This window comes from Arenibacter lacus (genome assembly GCF_008711145.1).
Lineage (GTDB): Bacteria > Bacteroidota > Bacteroidia > Flavobacteriales > Flavobacteriaceae > Arenibacter > Arenibacter amylolyticus.
The window spans coordinates 23,775-41,715 of the sequence record NZ_VVIN01000022.1 but is presented as its reverse complement, the minus strand read 5'-3'; the positions used below and the strand labels follow the sequence as shown (position 1 = coordinate 41,715).

Sequence of the window (17,941 nt, the reverse complement as noted above, 5' to 3'; positions counted from 1 at the left end):
TAAAAATATTCTATATTAGCTTAAAACTGTTAGGACATGTCTACTAAAGCAGAAAGGACCACCGCTTACATTATTGAAACCGTAGCACCCATCTTTAATAAACTAGGGTATGTTGCCACTAGTATGAGCGATCTTACAGAGGCAACCGGACTCACCAAGGGTGCTTTGTACGGAAATTTTGAAAACAAGGAATCTCTCGCCTTGGCCTCTTTTGAGTACAATAGCAAGAAACTACTCTCCAAATTGGATGAACAATTAAATACTGAGGGATCTGCCTTGGAGAAAATTTTGGTGTTCACTAATTTTTATCGCACTTACGATGAGTTTACGGAATCCCTAGGAGGTTGCCCCTTGGTAAATGTAGGTATAGATGCCAAAAATAACAACAACCTACTCTTAGCTGCCACCAAGGAAACTATAAAAAACATTGAAGGTAAGATTGCTTTGGTTTTGGAAAATGGAGTAAACAATAATGAAATTAGACTACCAGTAACCCCCTTGCAATTTTCAAAACAACTATTTACCATGATACAAGGCGCCGTTACCATGGCTACCATTACCGATGATCGAAAATACTTGATCAATACGGTAGCTTACTTGGACCAATTAATCACAAGGGAAATAAAGAAATAACCGAATTGGAATTTGCCGAAGCAGCCAAGCATTTTTAATAATCTGAATGTCATTTTTCAGGTATGCTTCAGAAAGATCTTGATGCTTTATCACAAAAGGGAGTCCACAAAAAATCGTTGATTACTTTGAAACATACCGCAATGCACAAAAACCCTCGTGGATACATACTATTTCCCCATTTTTTCAGTTACCATAATACCAATGAGAATTACCTAAATCAGAATAGATTATGAAGGGCATAAAGTTACTATTGATACTAGTATTAACCTTAGGTTTTTTGGGATGTAAGGAAGATCCCAAGGAAGTGGAACAAGTTGTCAACAACCATATTTCTACCTTTTACTTTATACGACACGCCGAAAAGGATCGAAGTAGACCTGAGGACAAAGATCCCGAATTAAACCAATCGGGTTTGGGTCGCGCCATGCGTTGGGCAGAGATATTGGATAATGTGGCATTGGACGCTATATATACCTCCAAATATAAGCGGACTTCCATGACGGCAGCCCCAACTGCCATAAAAAAGGATATTACACCCCAATACTACGATCCCCATGCCGTTAATATAGAGGAATTTAAAAACCTTAATCTAGATAAGAATGTCCTTATTGTGGGGCACAGTAATACCATCCCTCAATTTGTAAATGGCCTTTTGGGCGAAGAAAAGTATCAATCCATGGAAGATTATGACAATTCGAGCTTGTTTATAGTACGCATCATAGATGGGGTAGCTACTGATATCCGATTAAAAATGGATTAATCTGTTGGTTGAACCATTACATTTTCCGAGATAATTTTTGAGAGTAACTCTAAGTCACCTTTCTCGTACAATTTGTCCGTATCGTATATGGATACACTTTCTGGGTCTGCCTTATAATTTTCATAATCCACAAAACGAATTCCGTTTATAACACGCTCATTGTAAGCTGCCCTAAACCTAATTCCTCCGCCATTCACATGAAATTGGTACGCCAGGTAATCTACCTTAAAGGTATTCTTATGGATCCAATATACATATACATCCTCAAAATCGTCGCCCCCACCTTCCTCATCAAAGGTAATCTTGATTTTATAATAAGGCGCGTCCTTTACGGTAGTTTCTCCCAATAGTTCCTTATTCACGGCCGGGTCATTTAAGCCATAGGGAAGATGTACAAAATAATGCACGGAATTCAATGAATTAGAGTAAATATTGGCCAATGAATCGGAAAGCTTTAGCACGCTATCGCCCTGCCTACGTTTAAACTTATAATTTAGCAAGACATCCGTAAATGGAACGGAATCTTTTACCCCAGTCCTACTTAATTTTCGCTTGTTGTTCTCCCAAGTAGAGCTATAGTCCATATCTCGAAAAGAAAAGGAAATAGTACTGTTGCTGTACTTCTCCCCACCACTAATGGCGATAGACCTATCCACTATTTCCTGGGCCGTAAGCACATCTTTCGGTTGTTCCTTACATGCCCCAACTAAAAGCGCCCATGCGGCGAAATACAATACTCTGATCATATGTTTTCTTGATTAATCGTAAAAATGGGAAAAACATTACAGAAATACTAAAGGAAATAGCATTATTAAGAATAGTAGATCCCCATCTAAGCAGATAAATTGAATAATTGTTTCTATTTTTGTAGCTATATGCAGAAGAAAATAAATATCAAAAACAGAAGGGCTCGGTTTGATTATGAGTTGTTGGATACCTACACTGCAGGCATCGTATTATCGGGCACCGAGATAAAGTCTATCCGAGAAGGCAAGGCCTCTATATCTGAGAGCTTTTGTGAATTTAATGATAGGAGTGAATTGTTTGTGATTAATATGCAAGTAGACGAATATTCGCATGGGACCCACTACAACCACCGCCCCAAAGCAGAACGCAAGTTGCTTCTTAACCGTGGAGAGCTAAAAAAGTTAGAGCGAGAGGTGAAAAATAGCGGACTCACCATAGTTCCCCTAAATCTTTTTCTTAATGACCGAGGTCTGGCAAAAGTAAATATTGCTTTGGCACGGGGTAAGAAACTTTATGACAAGCGCGAAACCATCAAAGACCGGGATAACAAAAGAGATTTAGATCGGATTAAAAAGAGCTTCAATAATTGAGACAAAAGGTATAGTCACCAAAGCCAATAAGGCTGCTTATGAATGTAAGCAGCCTTAATTTTTATCTTCTAACAAGGGCACAAATCGGAAAGAACCCAGTTCTGTTTTTTCAAATTCCTTGGCCGACTTTCTAACGAACAAGGTCATTATTTGTTCATCCACTCCTACTGGAATCACCAATCTGCCTCCAATTTTAAGCTGTGCCAGTAAGGGATTGGGCACAAAAGGAGCACCTGCCGTAACAATAATCCCATCAAAGGGGGCCTTTTCGGGCATCCCCTTATAACCGTCCCCAAAAATGTAACTCTTGGGCCTATAACCCATTTTATTAAAAAACAGGTTGGTTTTCTTAAAAAGCTCCAATTGTCGTTCTATGGTATAAACCCTCGCCTTAAGCTTTAGTAGAACAGCTGTCTGATATCCACTTCCGGTCCCAATTTCGAGAATTTTATGATTGGGTTCTACCTGCAATAATTCAGTTTGAAAAGCCACGGTATAGGGCTGTGAAATGGTTTGATCTGCCCCAATAGGAAATGCTTTATCCTGGTAGGCATGATCTTCAAAACTACTGTCTAGAAACAAATGTCTGGGTATGGAACGGATGGCATTCAACACCGCAGAATCCACAATTCCCTTTTCTATAAGAACTTCGGCAAGCTGATTACGCATACCGCGATGTTTTAACGTATCTTTCAATGTAATTGACTTTGATTTTGGCCTGTAAAGTTATAAAAGAAAACCCAATTAAATGGAGCAATTTGGCTTTGGGACACCCGTTGCCAAGCAACTTGTTGGTGATCAGCCCATCTTAAAAATAAAGATACTATAAATAATTTATCTAGGCGGCTCATGGCAACCAATTCCAATATTATCCCTTGTCAGCAATTTCTTCAAATGACACTAAAAATGGGGAGGGAGGGCCTATTTTTTGTTTTGTAGCAGCATAACTTATAAACTATCCTTATTTTTGAACAAAAACAACACTATGCTTAACGTTGGCGTCCTGGGAGCAGGACATTTAGGAAAAATACACCTTAGATTACTCAATGAATCCCCAAAATATAATCTGGTCGGGTTTTATGACCCGGATGCAATCAATGGCAAGCAGGTGGCTGCAGAGTTTGGGTATGTTTTCTTTGATAACATCAATAAATTAATCGATGCTGTAGATGTGGTAGACATCGTAACCCCTACCCTCTCCCATTTTGAATGTGCAAAAAAGGCGATGGAAAAGGGTAAACACGTTTTTATAGAAAAACCAATTACCAACACCTTGGAAGAGGCCGAGACCCTTTTAGAGCTAGAAAAAAAGCAGGGTATAAAAGGACAGGTAGGCCATGTAGAACGATTTAATCCTGCATTTATGTCGGTAAAGGATAAGATAAACAACCCCATGTTTATCGAGACCCACCGCTTGGCAGAATTTAATCCTCGAGGAACCGATGTGCCAGTGGTATTGGATTTAATGATTCATGATATTGATGCTATTCTGAGTGTTGTAGATTCCGAGGTGAAACAAATCAATGCCAGTGGAGTATCTGTAATTAGCAACTCCCCCGATATTGCCAATGCAAGGATAGAATTTGAGAATGGATGTGTTGCCAACCTTACGGCTAGCAGAATATCCCTGAAGAATATGAGAAAGTCCCGATTTTTTCAACGGGATGCCTATATCTCTGTCGATTTTCTAGAGAAGAAGGTAGAAGTGGTTAGGATGAAAGATGCGCCGGAAAAGCCCGGGGATTTTGATATGATTTTACAGAACGCCGAAGGGGTGAAAAAACAAATATATTTTGAAAACCCCACCGTTCCGGTAAATAATGCTATTTTGGATGAGCTAGAAGCATTTGCAGATGCCATAAACAATAACACAACTCCAGAAGTAACCTTGGAGCAAGGTTTCCAAGCCCTAAAGGTAGCACTACAGGTGATTAAATCGTTTTAATACCTTATCACCTCCCATAAAACAGCTATGCTGTAGTTTAATTTACAAACTTTAAACACGATCAATGATGAAAATAGCAGTCATAGGTGCGGGTACAATGGGGAATGGCATTGCCCATGTATTTGCCCAACAGGGATATACCACCAACCTGATAGATATCGCTTCGGAGTCCTTGGAAAAAGGGTTGGCAACCATTGGTAAAAATTTAGATCGAATGATCGCCAAGGAAACCATTACGGAGGCCGATAAGGATTTGACCCTATCCAATATCACCACCTTTACGGTTTTATCCGAGGGGGTAAAGGATGTTCAGTTGGTAATTGAGGCGGCGACGGAAAACACCGATCTCAAACTCAAAATATTTACCGATCTAGACCAACTATGCCCTCCAGATACCATTTTAGCTACCAACACCTCTTCTATTTCCATCACACAAATAGCGGCAGCCACCAATAGGGCAGATAAGGTGATAGGTATGCACTTTATGAATCCAGTTCCCATTATGAAGCTGGTAGAAGTTATTAGGGGATACAGTACCTCAGATAGTGTGACTACTACAGTTATGGAGCTTTCTAAAAAACTTGGAAAGACCCCAACGGAAGTAAATGACTATCCCGGTTTTGTTGCCAATAGAATACTAATGCCTATGATTAATGAAGCCATAGAAACCCTTCACCATAAGGTGGCGGGGGTAATAGAGATAGATACGGTTATGAAATTAGGGATGGCACATCCCATGGGCCCCTTGCAACTGGCAGATTTTATCGGGTTGGATGTCTGTCTTTCCATTTTAAATGTGATGTTCAACGGCTTTAAAAATCCGAAATATGCCCCAAGCCCCTTATTGGTAAATATGGTTATGGCAGGCAAACTAGGGGTAAAATCAGGCGAAGGATTTTATGATTACTCAACCTCTAAAAAGGCGGAAGTGGTATCCCATCAATTTAGTTAAGCAGACTATTCAATAATTAAAAACACTTTAGATCAATTAGATATATATGTCCATAAAAAGCAATCTCATAAAAATAAAGGAGTCCTTGCCAGCCCATGTAACTTTAGTGGCTGTGACCAAAACCAAATCTGTGGCCGATATCCAGGAGGCTTATGATGCGGGGCATCGCATCTTTGGTGAGAATAAAGTGCAGGAGATGACGGAAAAATGGGAATCCCTTCCCAAGGATATCGAATGGCACATGATTGGACATCTCCAACGGAACAAAGTAAAATATATGGCCCCGTATGTATCCTTGGTACATGGCGTGGATAGCCTAAGGCTCCTTAAAGAAATAAATAAGCGCGCCAAGCAAAACGACCGAGTGATTCCCTGTTTGCTACAGGTACATATTGCCGAAGAATCCTCCAAGTTTGGCTTTGACGAAAACGAATTGATAGATCTTATTTCCTCAGGGAACCTAGAAAGTTTGGAGCATATAGAAATAAAGGGATTAATGGGAATGGCCACCTTTACGGTAGACACCCAACAAATAAGCAAAGAATTCCGTACCCTTAAGAAACTTTTTGATCGCGCAAAGACCTATCTTCCCAACCTAAAGGAAATCTCTATGGGTATGAGCGGGGATTATAAAATTGCCATCGAAGAAGGTAGTACCATGGTACGTCTAGGAAGCAGTATTTTTGGCGCTAGAAATTAAATTTTATCCCAAGGCTAAGGCGCCAGAATACCTATCTTTGTTTATTAGAGAATTAGAAGCAATACATGTACGTAGTATTAGATATAGAGACCACCGGAGGAAAGTACAATGAGGAAGGAATAACAGAAATTGCCATTCATAAGTTTGATGGACATAAGGTGGTAGATCGCTTTATCAGTTTAATCAACCCCGAAAGGGAGATTCAGCCATTTGTGGCGAATTTAACTGGTATAAACAATACTATGTTACGGACGGCCCCAAAGTTCCATGAAGTTGCAAAACGCATCGTGGAAATTACCGAGGACGCAGTTATTGTGGCCCATAATGCCCAATTTGACTATAGAATTTTACGCACCGAATTTAGGCGACTGGGATACAATTTTGAACGTAAAACCCTGTGTACGGTAGAGCTGTCCAAACAGCTACTCCCGGATGCACCCTCCTATAGTCTGGGTAAATTGGTTCGTTCCTTAGGGATACCCGTAAGCGATCGGCATAGGGCCAATGGGGATGCCTTAGCCACCCTACAACTCTTTAAATTACTTTTATCCAAAGACTTGGACAAAACCATAGTGAAAAACGTTTTGCGCAATGAATCCTTGGGAGAACTTTCCCCAAGGCAGTTAGATATTGTGGAATCCCTTCCCTCTAGTATTGGCGTATTTTATATGCATAATAAAGACAGGGAAATTATCCTTTTGGGAAGAAGCTCCGATATTAAAAAACGAATCAATCAATATTTTACCAACAGCGGTACCAGAGCAAGAAAAATCCAAAAAGAAACCAAGAAGGTCACCTACGAAAGAACAGGGAATGAATTGGCAGCAATGTTGAAAGAAAACAGCGAACTGGTTCGCAATAAACCAAAGTACAATGCCAGTTATAAAAGACGCTTGTTCTCCCATGCAATCTATAAAAGCAAGACGGACCGAGGGTATCTTTCCTTGTCTGCCCAAAAGGTAGATCCAAAAAAAACACCTATCGCCACCTTTAACAGCCAACAGGGAGCGGAAAACTTCCTTTATACGTTAAGGGACGAATTTCAACTCTGCAACAAAATTAACGGACTGTCACAGGCCAAAAAGGCATGCTCCCACTATATGGAAGGCCAATGCCAGGGAGCCTGTATTGAAAAAGAGGAAGTAGATAGCTACAACCATCGGGTAGAGGAAAGCATCAAGAAATACAACCTCCCTTGCAAGGACATCCTAATCTTGGAAAAGGGAAGGGAAACGGGAGAACGTTGCGGTATTCTAATTAAAAATGGTATTTTTAAAGGATTGGGCTATTTTAGCTTACACCATCAAATTAATAACAACCCTATTTTAGAATCCATAATCACCCCTATGGACCACAATGAAAATACCAAACATATCATTACCTCTTACCTTAGAAAAAAGAAAGCTATTAAAATTATTGAACTAGACACGTGAAAGAGGAACGATTAAAAAATTGGAAATCAAAACTTCATGAAGTTATCTATGGGACGCATACCAAGGCGGGTAGACTTTTTGATCTTATCCTGTTGGGCCTAATTGTCTACAGTGTAATCATTGTAATGTTAGAGAGCGTTCCCAATATAGATAAGAAGTATCATGCATTCTTAAATATTTCGGAATGGGTGGTCACAATACTTTTTACTATAGAGTATATTCTACGCATCATTACCATTAATCGCCCTAAAAAATATATTTTCAGCTTCTTTGGTGTGGTGGATTTTCTATCTACCATCCCCAAATACCTTTCCTTGCTTCTAGTGGGCTCTCAATTTATTACAGCATTTAGAATACTGCGGCTACTGCGAATATTTAGGATTCTAAAACTGGTTCGATTTGTTGGAGAATCCAATAAACTAATCCGGGCCTTAAGCGCCAGCAAGACCAAGATATTTGTTTTTGTGTTTTTCGTCATCATTATATCGGTCATCTTAGGGACGGTTATGTACATTGTAGAAGGCCCCCAAAACGGCTACTCTAGTATTCCTCACAGTATTTATTGGACGGTAGTGACCTTAACCACGGTAGGATACGGGGATATTTCACCCCAGACCCCTCTGGGGCAATTTATTGCAACCATGATCATGATCATCGGTTATGGAATTATAGCCGTGCCTACGGGAATTGTATCCGCAGAGTACGCATCTAACATCTCGGACAAGAAAAAGATGGACCAAGGTAGGGCCTGCCAAAACTGCGGAGCAGATGTATTGCTAAATGACGCCTATTATTGCAGACAATGCGGTTTTAAATTAAGAGATGATTAAGCATGGATAAAATACTGATCTCTGTAGTAGGGCCTACAGCCATAGGCAAGACCGCCTTGGCCATTACCCTCGCAAAGTCTTTTGGAACCGAAATAATCTCTGCAGATTCCCGTCAATTTTTCCGTGAGATGTCTATTGGAACCGCAGTGCCGTCAGAAGATGAACTAAATCAAGCGCCGCACCATTTTATACAACATAGGGGCATTCACGAAGATTACTCGGTAGGGGATTTTGAGCGAGAGGCCTTGGAAAAATTAGAAGAACTGTTCATAAAAAATAATGTGGTGGTAATGGTGGGTGGAAGCGGACTCTATACCGATGCCGTCACAAAGGGCCTGGATTATTTTCCAAGTGTAGATCCCTCCATTCGCACTCAATTGAACGAGGAATTGCTCTCCAAAGGAATTATGCACTTACAGGAGCAACTAAAAAAACTGGATAGGTCTTATTACGATAAGGTAGATTTGAACAATCCGCATCGACTAATACGGGCCTTGGAAATCTGCATTGGAAGTGGACAGCCCTACTCCTCTTTTTTAAACAAAGAAAAGGAACCAAGGAGTTTCCGCACCATCACCCTAGGAATAGAAGCCGATAGAACCATCTTATACGATAGAATTAACCAGCGGGTAGATCTTATGGTTTCAAATGGCCTCTTGGAAGAGGTAGCCTCCCTAAAACCATATAGTGCCTTAAACGCCTTGCAAACGGTTGGCTATCGGGAATTATTCCGCTATATGGATGGAGAACTTAAATTGGAAGACGCCATTGAGGAAATTAAGAAAAACACGAGAAGATTTGCTAAACGGCAACTTACTTGGTTGCGAAAAAGGGAGGATATCCTATGGATTAACTATAAGTATAATCCAAAGGAGGTGCTTCAAAGGTTAGAACTAGAAATTGCAAAAGGATGAGCGTCCATAAAAAAAACATACTATTTGTGATTGGGGTTTCTGGCACGGGGAAATCTACCATTGCCGGCTTACTTGCCAAGGAACTTAAACTCCCATTTTTAGAGGGCGATGAATATCACCCCCAGAGTAACGTCCAAAAAATGGCCAGTGGTCACCCCCTAACCGATGAGGACCGCATGGATTGGCTCTTACGCTTAAACCAATTGGCAAAGGAGCATAGGGAGGATGGATGCATCATAAGCTGCTCGGCCTTAAAGGAATCCTATAGAAATATTTTACAAAAGGATATTGAATCTCAAGTGGTATGGATCTCCTTGGAAGGAAGTTTCCAACTAATTTCAGAGCGTTTAAAACAACGAAAAGGACATTTTATGCCCGCTAGCCTGCTGCAATCACAGTGGGATACTTTTGAGGCCCCTACCGAAGCTTTAACGATATCCGTAGCAGCAAGTCCAAAAGAAATAGTCTCGGAAATTATAAGGAAACTGAACTAAACAAAAAAAGCACCGGAAACCCAGTGCTTTTTTATCCTATTTATATTCTAGACTTCGTCTGTTTTTACAACCAGCCTAAACCCTTCTCCGTGGATATTCAATATTTCCACTGTTTCGTCCCTTTTCAGGTACTTGCGCAGTTTCGCGATGTAAACGTCCATACTTCGAGAAGTAAAGTAGTTATCGTCCCTCCAAATTTTAGTAAGTGCCAATTCTCGCGGCATTAAATCGTTCTCGTGAAGTGCTAATAGTCTTAGCAATTCATTTTCCTTAGGGGAAAGTTTTATGGCTTCCTCATCCTTATACTTTAAGAATCTCAATTTAGAATTTAACTGGAATCCTCCGATAGTAAATTCAAATTGCTTACTATCTGCCAAGGAATTGGTAGATTTCCGTTGTATAATAGCCTTTAATTTCATCAGTAAGACCTCAGAGTCGAAGGGCTTATTTAGATAGTCATCGGCACCTGCCTTATATCCTTTAAGCACATCTTCCTTCATGGTTTTGGCCGTTAAGAAAACAATGGGTACGTTCTCGTTCTTTTCCCTGATTTCTTTTGCCAGCGTAAAACCGTCCTTGTAAGGCATCATAACATCAAGAATACAAACGTCAAAATTGTCTTTCTTGAATTTTTCAAAGCCTTCCATACCATTTTTCGCCAACGTAACGTCAAAATCGTTCATGGCCAAATAATCCTTTAGGACAATTCCGAAATTTGGATCGTCCTCTACTAGTAGTATTTTCTTATTTGCTGTTTCCATCATAATTTTTAAATTAAGGGGAGTTTAATAAAGAAAGTTGTTCCTTTCCCTTTTTCACTTTCGGCATAAACCTCACCCTGGTGATCATCTACTATTTTTTTCACGTAAGCTAGTCCTAAACCGTGGCCCTTAACATTGTGTATGTCCCCGGTATGCTCTCTATAGAACTTTTCGAAAACCTTTTTTAGGACCACCTTACTCATACCCGCTCCTTGGTCTTTTATCTTTATAATTATATTGTTTCCAATAATCTCCGTAAACACATCTATTTTAGGAGCGTCTGTGGAATACTTTATCGCATTGTCCAAAATATTGACAATAACATTGGTAAAATGCATTTCACTGGCCAATACTTCACTGCGTTCTGCTTCTAAATGGGTGTTGATATAACCACCTCTATCTCCTACAATCAGTTCTACATGGGTAATGGCATCTTCTATAATCTCATGTACATCTGCCCTATCCTTAGAAATATCCAATTGGTTTTTCTCCAACTTAGAAATCCTAAGAACATTTTCTACTTGTGCATGCATTCTTTTATTTTCGTCCCTTATCATTTGTAGGTATCGCAACACCTTCTCTTCATCCACAATTATCTTAGGGTTCCTAATTGCTTCTACCGCCAAATTAATGGTGGCAATGGGCGTTTTAAACTCGTGAGTCATATTGTTGATAAAATCGGACTTGATTTCTGAAATCTGCTTTTGCTTTATCAACTGATATATAGCGCTAGAATAGGCTATTACAATAATCAAGGTAAACACCAAGGACAAGACCGCCATTCCTAATATGGACTGGATTAAAAAACGCTTCTTTTTTGGAAAGGTTAGCAACAATGAATAATTGGTACTTCCCTCACTATCCTTAAACAAAGGTGCCTTGTATAAAGTGGTCTCAGAAAATTTAAATTGATCGGACCTTAGTTTTGTAGGCAATCCCCTGCTATACACCCCATATTCATAATCAATATCTATGCCCCTATTTTTAAGTTCCCTACTAAGGAACAACTCTATCTCCTGTTTGGTCACCCTATTGTCTATGGACCTGGATTTAGCCATTTCCCGAAAACTATCGTCCATGGCAGCCCTATCTATAGAGGAGAGTCCACCAATTTTCTCTAGCTTTTGCACTGGGGTTAGGGAATATTGCCTCCCATCCAGTCCAAAATCCTCCTTATAAATTTCCGTACGCCTTATACTGGTAATGTTCTTAAAGGTAGTAGTGTCAAACCCAATATCAAAGAACTTAGAAGCCATATTGTAATCTTCCTCCAGGATACCATGGGAATAAAACCGGATTTCGTTGGAGTTGATATCCCTGTCAAAGAAAAAGAAATTCTTAAGGTGGGTAGCCTTAGGCTTCCCAATACTATCCTTTAATTTATAAAACTCATTAAGATAGTCCTGTACTTCCCTCTTTTCTATATTCTCTACAACCCTATTAAGAATTTGGGTCACCGTATTGGAAAACTGTTCTTCCTTGTCTTCTACCGATTTGTTGATCCAATAGCTTTGAACAAAAATAATCCCAATAAGGGAAAGGCTCATCAAGACAACCAAAAGACCAAATAACCTCTTATTCATTAACAGTAAAATTATAAATTTAACATTTAGCGGATTGTACGTTTAACCAAACCTTAACAAATATGTTAAAGTTTTGCCCTTAAGCCCTGGCCTTAAGCAATTTTCCATGTATTTCCGCTACTTGAGACGCAGTGCTTTTAAGATCTATATTGTTTATTACAAAATGGGAAAGCGGAGCTTTTTTGGCATCTTCCCATTGGTTCTCTACCCTTTCCATGACTTGTTCTGGACTAACTCCGTCCCTTTTTACCACTCTATTAACGCGACTCTCCAGAGGGGCCGTCACCAGAATAATTTGATCATAGCGGCCCTGGTTTCCATTTTCAAATATAATCGCAGCCTCTTGTATTACATAGGCTGAATTCTGTTGTTGCGCCCATTCTTTAAAATGCTGAGCCACTGCAGGATGTACTATTTTATTTAAGTCCTTCAGCAACTCGCCGTTCTTAAAAACCCTTTGGGATATATAAGCCCGATTTAGTGCGCCATCCTTATAACTACCTTCTCCTAAAAGAGCTATAATCTGCTGTTTTAAGGATTCGGAATTACCCATAAGCCACTTTGCTTCTGTATCCGAATTGTACACAGGTACTCCTAGCTCCCGGAACATGGCCGCTACCGTAGATTTGCCACTACCAATTCCTCCTGTTAGGCCTACTATTCTCATTGCTTCATCAAAATAAACTCTACCTTATCTTCTTTTAACCGCACCACATTAACGGAATCTATCTTCTTGGTTATTTCAAGATCCAATATATTATCCCCTTCTCCTTTAAATTGGGCATAATCCGCACTTACTTCAAAATCGCTTGCCTTCAATTCTTTTAAAACCTCTATGCGATCTCTACACAGCAATTCGGCCGTTTCGGGAAACGTACGCACCACTACTCCTTCGGGAACATTCTTTATAAGGATGGGAACAGTGAGTATGCGCTCTGAGAATCTGAACACCTCTCCTTCCACTGCCACCTGATCTGCAGAAAAAGTGGTATTCTTTAGGGCGGCAGGGAGCTTCAAATCTACTTTTTTGGTAAAAGGTCCCATTAGATTATTAAAGGAGCGTTCCTTTGTAGGGACATTACTCAATTCCTTCACCTCATTCTCGGGTCCTATCACTGTAATGGAATCTGGAATTATTTCCATATCGCCATCCAATAAATGATGTTGTTCCAATTTGATGGAGATATTGGAGGCTACTGGAACCTTCTTTTTTATAAGTTTTTGAAAATTAAAGAACATGGTATCCTGATCCATATCCAAAATTTGCATATAATTGGATAGCTGGTTTTCTATTTGCCCCCTGTACGCCTTGGGCGACAAAAAGTACTTTTGCCCCCTTTGCTCCAAGGTAGAAAGGTCTACATGCACCCTTTTATTTTTTAAACCGAACATTAAAAACTGAAAGCCACTGGCCTTTAACCTTACCCTAATGTTTTCTTTGGATACCTTTTTAAGCAACAGACTATCCGGATTACTATGATAACTCAGCTTAAAGACAGCATCATTGGTATATTGGTCGGCCAAATTACTGATGAACCAAGCCAAGCTAGAGCCCAAAAAAAACATCAAGAAAAGTTTTACTTTCCTCTTTTGCAGTGCGTTTTTTATGTTATCAATCAATTTCTATGCGTTTTTAAAAAACAGTTTGGGAAATAATATTTGAGGGTCCTTTTCACTAAAAGCTAGGAGCAGGGAATTCTTTAAAAATCCGAATCCATATCCAAAAAACTGGATGGTTACCGCTATTAAGGATAAAAACGCCACTTTAACACTTTTGTTCTCTTTATAAGAATGAACAAAAAGTACACCAAAGTACAAGAGATAAATGGCAATTGGTGTTAGAAACCCAAAAAACATTAAAACAAATGAGCATAATAGCCCTAAACTAAATAGGCTAGGGAACCAGTAGGTTATTTTAGCGGTATCTGGGTACCATTGATTCAAAATAGGTCTTACCATGCCAAACTTCTTTACCTGGGTATAAAACTTACCCCAATCTATCCTTCTTTTATGGTACACATAGGCTTCGGGGATGAGTTTGGTTTTAAATCCGGCTTCCCAAATCCTAAAGGTTAGGTCTGGGTCTTCCCCCGGGTGAATATTGCCAAAGCCCTGCGTTTTCTCGAATGCCTGTTTGGATATGCCCATATTAAAACTCCTTGGTTGAAACTTCCCCACCGCTTTCTTACTCCCTCTAATTCCTCCAGTAGTAAGTACCGAGGTCATCGCGTAATTAATAGCTTTCTGCACTTGGCTAAAAGAGGTATGGGCAGCATCTGGGCCGCCAAAACAATCCACGTAGTCCTTATTAAGCGCAGCATCTACCAATCCAAGATATTGGGGTGGAATAATACAGTCTGAGTCTAGGACGATGAAGTAATTCCCCTTGGCCCGTTCCATCCCATAATTTCGGGAAGAACCCGGTCCGGAGTTGTCCTTCTTCAAGTAAGTAATATCCAGTTTATTCCTATACCCATCTACTACCTGCTCTGCACTCATAGTAGATCCATCCTCTACTATCACTACCTCAAAGGGTGCTTGATAATCTAAAAGCGAAAGGCTTTGCAAGAGTTCATCCACCTCATTAGGTCGGTTATATACGGGTACGATAAAGGAAAAGTAAAGCTTCATTTTTCTACTACTTGTTAAAAGGAACCAATGGAGAGAAAGTTATTTCAAAGTTAAAAACAGGGAAGCAACACCTCCCTGTTTCTATCTCTTTCCCACATAATAGTTTTAGCATTCCCTTTTGGGCAGGGATTGCCGATGTATTTAATCTAACTTATTCAGAAAATTGATCCACTATTTCCTGGCTCACCCCAGTAGAGGAAAATCCTCCATCGTGAAACAAATTCTGCATTGTTACCTTTTTGGTATAGTCCGAGAAGAGTGTTACCGTATATTCTGCACACTCTTGGGCAGTGGCGTTGCCTAAGGGCGACATTTTTTCGGCGTAGTTAATAAAGCTGTTAAACCCTTTTACCCCCTGTCCGGCTGTAGTGGGTGTAGGAGACTGGGATATAGTGTTCACTCTTACCTTTTTATCCTTACCAAAGAAGTAACCGAAACTACGAGCTATAGATTCTAAATAGGCTTTATTGTCGGCCATATCATTATAATCCGGAAAGGTACGCTGGGCTGCCATATAGGTAAGAGCAACAATACTTCCCCACTCATTCATAGCATCTGCTTTGTACAAACTTTGCATTACCTTGTGAAAGGAAAGCGCGGATACATCCCAACCCTTGCTAGTGAAATCGTATTTTTGATCGGTATAAGACCTTCCTTTGCGTACGTTTACGGACATTCCGATGGCATGCAGCACAAAATCTATCTTTCCTCCCAAAATTTCCATGGACTTGGTCACCAAGTTGTCCAAATCTTCTTCACTGGTTGCATCGGCTGGAATAATAGTAGCTCCTGTTTTTTCGGCAAGCTCGTTAATACGTCCCATTCTCATGGCAATTGGTGCATTGGTAAGCACAAATGTTCCACCCTCTGCATGTACGGTCTCTGCAGTTTTCCAAGCAATGGAGTTCTCATCCAAAGCCCCAAAGATTATTCCTCTTTTCCCCTTCAATAAGTTAAATGACATACTTCTATTTCTTTTTGAATTTTAAGTGGATCAAAGATATTAAAAATTAATGGGGCATTAATTTTTGAAGGCCCGCTTCTAGCTTAAAATGTAAAGGAAATTTTAGTTCCTCTGTCAGTAACGGAACTATTTTCTTTATAAAACTGTAGGTCATGATGGATCGGAAGCTTCACCAATACAACGCTCCACATCCACTACCCAAAGGGATACTACTTATAAGTTTAGTTCAGTAACTGCTGCGCATGGGCAAGTGCTGATTCGGAAATGGATTTTCCTCCCAACATTTCTGCTAATTCTGTAATCCGCTCCTCCTTAGATAAACGCTTCATCTTGGTTTGGGTCCCCATTAATTCCTCCTCTTTATACACCTTAAAATGGTGAGCGCCTTTCGCTGCTACCTGTGGTAAATGGGTAATAGAGAATATCTGCATGGCCTTACTCATTTCCTGCATAATATCTCCCATTTTATTGGAAATCTCTCCAGAGACCCCGGTATCAATCTCATCGAACATCAGGGTAGGCAAATGTTCATATTTTGCTAAAATTGCCTTAATGGCCAACATAATCCTGGAAAGTTCCCCACCTGAGGCTACTTTTTTAAGCTCCCCATAGTCCGAGCCCTTATTAGCTGATAAAAGAAAGGTTAAATCGTCTTTTCCGGTGGAATTAAATCCTTTGGATGGGTGAATCTCAATTTTAAAGGTGGCACTAGCCATTCCCAGTTCAGACAAGGTATCCTCTAGTTGTTTTTTTAGTTTCGGCAAGGTTTTACCTCTGCTCTTGCTTATATTGGAGGCTATGGAATTTAGCTCAGCTTCTAAAGCTTGCAACTCTTTTCGCTTGGCCTCAATATCATTTTCTACATTCTCGGTAGCCAATACCTTTTCCTCTAAGTCTGCCTTTATCTCCAATAACTCTGGCACGTCCTGTGCGTTGTGCTTCTTTAAAAGATTGTACAACAGCTGAAGTTTCGTATTTACTTCCTCCAACAATTCGGGGTTAGACTCTACCCTATCATTTAAGTTTCCAAATTCATTGGAAATATCGTCCAATTCTATAAAAACGGAATTAATGCGTTGATTTACCTCGGCATATTGCTCTCCAAAACTGCCCAGTTTATTAGCAACCTGCTTCAATTGAGACAATAAGGTAATTAGCCCTACTTGTTCGTCCTGGAGTAATTGCTGACCTTGGGACAGCTGCTCCATAATACTCTCCACGTTGTTCAATTGCTCGTACTCCTCCTCCAGTCTTTCCACGATCCCCTCCTTTAAAGGGGCCGCTTGCAACTCTTCTAACAAAAAGCTATTGTACTCATGCTCTTTAATAGCATTGCTCTGGAATTCCAAAAGCTGCTCCAGCTCCCTTTTGCTCCGTTGATATTGTATCAATTTGGCCGAATATTGCTGCAGTGCCTTTTCATTATTGGCCAAGGCGTCAATAGTTTTCAACTGAAAATCATTTTCCGTCAACTGCATGGTTTGATGTTGCGAGTGAACATCTACCAACCTATTCCCCAATCTAGAGAGTACATCTAGGGTGACGGGGGAATCGTTTACAAAGGCCCTCGATTTGCCACTGGGCAAAATTTCGCGCCTAATGATGGTTTTGCGCTCATAATCTAGGTCAAATTCCTTAAAAAAGGAATCCAGCTTGTATTTGGAAATATCAAATTCAGCTTCAACAATACTTTTACTCTCCTTGTCCTTAAGCGAGGAGAGGTCGGCTCTTTTACCCAATACCAATGCCAAGCCTCCCAATAAAATAGACTTACCAGCACCGGTCTCACCAGTGATTATCGTAAATCCATTAGAGAAGCTTACGTTTAGATGATCTATTAGAGCGTAATTTTTTATGGTAAGATTTGTCAACAAGGTTCTAGTGTATTATTGAGGTAAAGATAATTGATATTGTTTTGGAAAAAAATGGGTGGATACTATTTTTATTCAATCGAAATATAACCCATTAAAATTAGAGATTTCGCCAAGAAAAGGATCTCCATGA

The 17,941-nt window shown here is 40.0% G+C and carries 19 protein-coding genes; 10 read left to right on the top strand and 9 right to left on the bottom strand.

The annotated features are described in order from the left end of the window. Window positions 1–36: 36 nt before the first annotated feature. Together F1E73_RS08600 and F1E73_RS08595 are read left to right on the top strand one after the other, a co-directional pair. Window positions 37–633, top strand: coding sequence for a TetR/AcrR family transcriptional regulator (locus F1E73_RS08600; protein ID WP_086478075.1), 597 nt, complete (start codon window positions 37–39; stop codon window positions 631–633). A gap of 229 nt (window positions 634–862) precedes the next feature. Next, window positions 863–1,393 (top strand): SixA phosphatase family protein, encoded by a 531-nt coding sequence (locus F1E73_RS08595; protein ID WP_150451679.1) that lies wholly within the window; start codon window positions 863–865, stop codon window positions 1,391–1,393. On the opposite strand, the gene F1E73_RS08590 is transcribed toward F1E73_RS08595, so the two are convergent. Beyond that, window positions 1,390–2,139 carry a DUF6503 family protein gene (locus F1E73_RS08590; protein ID WP_150451678.1) on the bottom strand — a complete coding sequence of 250 codons (750 nt, stop codon included), beginning with the start codon at window positions 2,137–2,139 and terminating at the stop codon, window positions 1,390–1,392. The two genes, F1E73_RS08595 and F1E73_RS08590, sit on opposite strands and share 4 nt — an antisense overlap. Window positions 2,140–2,268: 129 nt before the next feature. Between F1E73_RS08590 and smpB the strand changes: the two genes are divergently transcribed. Then, window positions 2,269–2,730, top strand: a complete 462-nt coding sequence (gene smpB / locus F1E73_RS08585) for an SsrA-binding protein SmpB (protein ID WP_086478072.1) — start codon at window positions 2,269–2,271, stop codon at window positions 2,728–2,730. A gap of 54 nt (window positions 2,731–2,784) precedes the next feature. Here the strand turns inward: smpB and F1E73_RS08580 are convergent, their stop codons facing one another. Continuing rightward, window positions 2,785–3,426 (bottom strand): protein-L-isoaspartate(D-aspartate) O-methyltransferase, encoded by a 642-nt coding sequence (locus F1E73_RS08580; protein WP_150451677.1) that lies wholly within the window; start codon window positions 3,424–3,426, stop codon window positions 2,785–2,787. A 289-nt stretch (window positions 3,427–3,715) separates the two neighbouring features. Between F1E73_RS08580 and F1E73_RS08575 the strand changes: the two genes are divergently transcribed. From F1E73_RS08575 to F1E73_RS08545, 7 genes are all read left to right on the top strand, one after another. Beyond that, window positions 3,716–4,675, top strand: coding sequence for a Gfo/Idh/MocA family protein (locus F1E73_RS08575; RefSeq protein WP_086478070.1), 960 nt, complete (start codon window positions 3,716–3,718; stop codon window positions 4,673–4,675). A 64-nt stretch (window positions 4,676–4,739) separates the two neighbouring features. Continuing rightward, complete coding sequence (locus F1E73_RS08570; RefSeq protein WP_150451676.1) at window positions 4,740–5,627, top strand: 3-hydroxybutyryl-CoA dehydrogenase; 888 nt, start codon at window positions 4,740–4,742, stop codon at window positions 5,625–5,627. Window positions 5,628–5,673: 46 nt separating this feature from the next. Next, complete coding sequence (locus tag F1E73_RS08565) at window positions 5,674–6,327, top strand: YggS family pyridoxal phosphate-dependent enzyme (RefSeq protein WP_150451675.1); 654 nt, start codon at window positions 5,674–5,676, stop codon at window positions 6,325–6,327. A 65-nt stretch (window positions 6,328–6,392) separates the two neighbouring features. After that, complete coding sequence (locus F1E73_RS08560; protein ID WP_150451674.1) at window positions 6,393–7,760, top strand: exonuclease domain-containing protein; 1,368 nt, start codon at window positions 6,393–6,395, stop codon at window positions 7,758–7,760. Continuing rightward, a complete protein-coding gene (locus F1E73_RS08555; RefSeq protein WP_086478066.1) occupies window positions 7,757–8,590 on the top strand; it encodes an ion transporter in 834 nt (277 codons plus the stop codon). The genes F1E73_RS08560 and F1E73_RS08555 overlap by 4 nt, the downstream gene beginning before the upstream one ends. 2 nt (window positions 8,591–8,592) lie before the next feature. After that, the gene (gene miaA, locus F1E73_RS08550) at window positions 8,593–9,504 is read left to right on the top strand and encodes a tRNA (adenosine(37)-N6)-dimethylallyltransferase MiaA (RefSeq protein WP_150451673.1); all 912 of its coding nucleotides are present in this window, start codon (window positions 8,593–8,595) and stop codon (window positions 9,502–9,504) included. Beyond that, window positions 9,501–9,998: a gluconokinase gene (locus tag F1E73_RS08545; protein WP_086478064.1), complete on the top strand. Its 498-nt coding sequence runs from the start codon at window positions 9,501–9,503 to the stop codon at window positions 9,996–9,998. The genes miaA and F1E73_RS08545 overlap by 4 nt, the downstream gene beginning before the upstream one ends. 47 nt (window positions 9,999–10,045) lie before the next feature. Here the strand turns inward: F1E73_RS08545 and F1E73_RS08540 are convergent, their stop codons facing one another. The 7 genes from F1E73_RS08540 to recN all read right to left on the bottom strand — a co-directional run bounded on the left by F1E73_RS08540 (window position 10,046) and on the right by recN (window position 17,811). Next, window positions 10,046–10,759 (bottom strand): response regulator transcription factor, encoded by a 714-nt coding sequence (locus F1E73_RS08540; RefSeq protein WP_150451684.1) that lies wholly within the window; start codon window positions 10,757–10,759, stop codon window positions 10,046–10,048. 8 nt (window positions 10,760–10,767) lie between these two features. Next, on the bottom strand, window positions 10,768–12,342 hold the full coding sequence (locus F1E73_RS08535) for a sensor histidine kinase (protein ID WP_086478063.1): 1,575 nt from the start codon (window positions 12,340–12,342) through the stop codon (window positions 10,768–10,770). A 79-nt stretch (window positions 12,343–12,421) separates the two neighbouring features. Next, window positions 12,422–13,009, bottom strand: coding sequence for a dephospho-CoA kinase (gene coaE, locus F1E73_RS08530; protein WP_150451672.1), 588 nt, complete (start codon window positions 13,007–13,009; stop codon window positions 12,422–12,424). Then, on the bottom strand, window positions 13,006–13,908 hold the full coding sequence (locus F1E73_RS08525) for a YbbR-like domain-containing protein (RefSeq protein ID WP_150451671.1): 903 nt from the start codon (window positions 13,906–13,908) through the stop codon (window positions 13,006–13,008). The genes coaE and F1E73_RS08525 overlap by 4 nt, the downstream gene beginning before the upstream one ends. 57 nt (window positions 13,909–13,965) lie before the next feature. Then, on the bottom strand, window positions 13,966–14,973 hold the full coding sequence (locus tag F1E73_RS08520) for a glycosyltransferase (protein WP_086478060.1): 1,008 nt from the start codon (window positions 14,971–14,973) through the stop codon (window positions 13,966–13,968). Between the two features lie 151 nt (window positions 14,974–15,124). Beyond that, the gene (locus F1E73_RS08515; RefSeq protein WP_086478059.1) at window positions 15,125–15,937 is read right to left on the bottom strand and encodes an enoyl-ACP reductase FabI; all 813 of its coding nucleotides are present in this window, start codon (window positions 15,935–15,937) and stop codon (window positions 15,125–15,127) included. A 221-nt stretch (window positions 15,938–16,158) separates the two neighbouring features. After that, window positions 16,159–17,811, bottom strand: a complete 1,653-nt coding sequence (gene recN / locus F1E73_RS08510) for a DNA repair protein RecN (RefSeq protein WP_150451670.1) — start codon at window positions 17,809–17,811, stop codon at window positions 16,159–16,161. Between the last annotated feature and the right edge of the window lie 130 nt (window positions 17,812–17,941).